At 74.3% G+C, this 3,430-nt stretch carries 2 protein-coding genes and 1 pseudogene; 1 reads left to right on the top strand and 2 read right to left on the bottom strand.

Translation table 11 applies throughout. The features are described from left to right. Together FNX44_RS25175 and FNX44_RS25170 are read right to left on the bottom strand one after the other, a co-directional pair. A partial coding sequence (locus FNX44_RS25175; protein WP_228450203.1) for a sigma-70 family RNA polymerase sigma factor occupies window positions 1-1,427 on the bottom strand: 1,427 nt, incomplete at its 3' end. Window positions 1,428-1,642: 215 nt separating this feature from the next. Beyond that, window positions 1,643-2,515 carry a TetR/AcrR family transcriptional regulator gene (locus FNX44_RS25170; RefSeq protein WP_143651292.1) on the bottom strand — a complete coding sequence of 291 codons (873 nt, stop codon included), beginning with the start codon at window positions 2,513-2,515 and terminating at the stop codon, window positions 1,643-1,645. Between the two features lie 425 nt (window positions 2,516-2,940). On the opposite strand from FNX44_RS25170, the pseudogene FNX44_RS29245 reads away from it, so the two are divergent. Next, a pseudogene (locus tag FNX44_RS29245) lies at window positions 2,941-3,430 on the top strand (hypothetical protein); the annotation flags it as partial.

Genomic DNA, 3,430 nt, shown 5'->3' with positions numbered 1-3,430 from the left:
GGTGTGGGAGTGGGCGGCGCAGAGCTCGGCGGCGCGGGGCTCGGGCTCGGAGTGACCGCCGGCGGGGGCGCCTCCTCCGGCTGCGGCACCGGCACCTCGGACGGGGGCGGAGCGGGCGCCGGCTCGGCCGCCGGAGCGGACGGCGCCACCGACGGCCTCGCCTGCGGCGGCGCGTCAGGCTTCGGATCGCCGGCGAGCGCGAGCACCAGCGCCGTCGCGGCCGCCGCGGCGGCGACGGCGCTCGCCGCGATACCCGCCTTGGCCGGCGCGCCCAGCCCCTCCGAGACTGCGCCCGCGCCGGCACCCGACTTGCCGCTCGCAGCGGCAGCGGAGCCGGCGGCCAGCCCGGCCCCGGCACCCCCGAGCACACCACCGGCGGCCTTGACCGAGTACGTCGCGGCGAACCAGCCGATGACGGCGACCGGCAGCAGCGCGCCGAGGCGTTCGTTGACGTCCTTGACCTCAAGCGCCGCCGTGCGGCACCGCGCGCACTCGTCGAGGTGCTTGCGGAGGCCCCTCTCCGCGCGCATCCGCAGGCCGCCCCTGGCGTAGGCGCCGAGCCGGTCGGCGTACCTGGCGCAGTCACCGCCGGCCGTGAGCGACTGGCTGACGTGCGCCTGGAGGTAGGCCTGCTTGAGGCCTTCCCGGGCCCGGTGGGCGAGCACGGCCGTCGCGTTGGCGGTCAGACCGAGGATCGGGGCGACGTCACGAGGCGACGAATCCTCGACCGTGGTGTGCCACAGCACGGCCTGCCAGCGCTCGGGCAGCGTCCGGAACGCCCGGACCACCATCGACTGCTCGGCCTCGTGCATGGCGCGGACGTCGGCGCCGAGCTCGACGGTGTCCTCGCCGCTCGCCGGGCCGCCGACCGCCGAGACGGCGAACAGGGCGAAGTCCTCCACGAGCTGTTCGCGCTTGGCGCTCCTGCTCCACGCCGACGCCGCGTGCCGCACCGAGGTGAGCAGGTAGGCGCGCACCGCCGTGGTGGGGCCCTTGCCGCGCTGCACGGCCTGCAACGTCCTGGCGAAGACCTCGTTGGTGAGGTCGTCCGCCGTGTCGGTGTCGCGGCAGCACGTCCGGGCGTAGCGCCGCACAGCGTCCGCGTGCCGCCGGTACAGCTCCTCGTAGGCCTCGGTGTCCCCGGCGCGGATACGGGAGACCAACTCGGTGTCGCCGACGGGCTCGTCGTCGCCCCCCGGCCCGGCGCCTCCCGGCCCGGCGGGCGCAGGCCCACCGCCGACCGAACCGGCGGCCCGCTGCGGCGGAACCGACATGGCCGGTCGTCCGCCGCCGGCCTGGCCCGGCACCTTGGGCGCCGTGGCGGCGGCCGCCTCCGGACGCCCGATGCCCTGCTCCGCCTCGGACGCGCTCTGCTCCGCCGCGGACGTGTCCGCGGCGCGCGGCTCGCCCTCGCCATCAACACCCATCGCGGAAGCCCCCGCTGCACGCTCTCGCCGCCAAGTACCGGGAAAGACTGCCACAACTCGGGTGCCGAAGGGACGGACCGCGAGCGCAACCACCCTTCCGGGGAGTCGACCGGATCGACCCCGCTGACGCCTCGTCCCTGGCCCTTCCGCGCCGCCACCGGCCGCCCACCTGGCACTTCAACCAGTGGGGCGGCCGTACGACGGCGTCGTGAGGATCAGCGAGCGCGCAACCCTTCGAGCAGGATGTCGAGAAGCCTGTCGGAGGCGACGGCCCGCTGCCCGGAGTCCTGGAACGTGGGCGCGGAGGTGGCTATCACCAGCAGGACGTCGGCGACGGCCACGTCCTCACGCAGCTCGCCGGCCGCCCGAGCCCGGTCGACGAGCTGCCCGACGACGCTCAGCAGCTCGACCGCCTCCCGGCCACCGGCCACCGAGTCCGCCGTCGGTATCGACGTGGCACGTGGCGCGGGCGCCGTGCGCTGCCGCGGGACGACGTCCAGGAAGCCACCCGGCTCCCGCCCCGAGGCGACGGAGTCGGCACTGTCGGCGGCGTGCGCTGTGTGGGCGGAGGGCGGAGCGACAAGCACACTCGGCGGCAGGAGCCGCCCGGCGCCCGAGGCCACGGAGGTACGCAGGAACCGGGCGAGCGCCGGCCAGGCCTCTCCCTCCTGCTCGAGCGCCGCCCGCGCCTGCTCGGCCAGCCGGGCGGTCTCCTCCCTGGCTATTCGCCGAACAAGCACCTCCTTGCTCGGGAAGCGGCGGTACACCGTGCCGACGCCCACCCGGGCCCGCCGGGCCACGTCCTCCATCGGCGCGCCGTAGCCGGACTCGCCGAAGACCTCCCTGGCCGCGCGCAGCACGTGCTCCAGATTGCGCTGGGCGTCCACCCGCAGCGGCGTCGAACGAGCCGAGCCGCGCCCCGCGTCCGCCGCCGCGGCGGACGCGACGCCTTCCACCCCGGCCGGCCGCTCGGCGACGACCGTCGGGCCCGGCCCGTACGTCACACCGCCCGGCTGGCCGTACTCGTGCGCCGGCCTGGAGGGGCGGGCCTGGCGAAGATGGGCATGGTCAAGACCTTGAACACGCATGTGTATTCCCCCGGTTGTTCATCTCGTCTCCCCCCGGAGACTCCCCGTTTGGCGTCCGTTCGCGCGGGCTGGCCACCCGCCGCCGGACTCACCTCGAACATAGTTGAGCTGTGGTCACGAGTGAAGAGGGTTGGTTCAGCGCCGAGTGCCCCCCGATCGGAGCACTCCCCCCTTCTGCCCGGGATCTACCCCCTGTCACGCTCGTCCACACCCGTGGTGACCTGCGACTTCGTTCGCACACCCACTCGGACGGGCTAAGCGGAGCAATACCTTCCCCTGTTCACACAATTCCTTGCGACCTGTGGACAAACCACCATCACGGAGTGCGTCATGGACGGGTGACGGACGGACAGGAGCCAACGACGACCCAGCCGACAGCCGGCCGACCGACCCGCATCCTGGTGATCGGCGGCGGCTATGTCGGCATGTACACCGCTCTCCGGCTCCAGAAGAAGCTCAGGGCCGAGCTGAAACGCGCCCACGCCCATCTCGCCCGGAGCGACGGCGAACAGATCACCCCTTCGAGTGAGGTGCACGGCGGGCGTCGGGGGGCCAGAACGGCCGACCGCCTTCCCGGACGCCCGGAGAGCGACCCGCTCCAAGGCCACTCCGACGCCGCCCGGTACGGGGTGGAGATCGTTGTCGTCAGTCCCGAGCCCTACATGACCTACCAGCCGTTCCTCCCCGAGGCGGGAGCGGGCTCGATCTCCCCCAGGCACGTGGTCGTCCCGTTGCGCCGCGTCCTGCCGGAATGCCGGATCGTCGTCGGGGAGGCCAAACGAGTCGACCAGGCGCGTCGTGTCGCCGTCGTCCGCACCATCGCCGCCGCCGACGGCTCCCGCACCAGGCGACCGACTGACCCGGCCCGTGGCCACGCCCCGGACGGACCCGCCACCGAAGGACCCACCCCCGACG

This window comes from Streptomyces alkaliterrae (assembly GCF_007097205.2).
Lineage (GTDB): Bacteria > Actinomycetota > Actinomycetes > Streptomycetales > Streptomycetaceae > Streptomyces > Streptomyces alkaliterrae.
The sequence above is the reverse complement of the archived record's forward strand: the minus strand, read 5'-3'. Positions and strand labels throughout refer to the sequence as shown.

Excerpts from the sequence above, each read along its gene's own strand:
- FNX44_RS25170 (WP_143651292.1), bottom strand. The coding sequence starts at position 2,515 with ATGCGTGTTCAAGGTCTTGACCATGCCCATCTTCGCCAGGCCCGCCCC.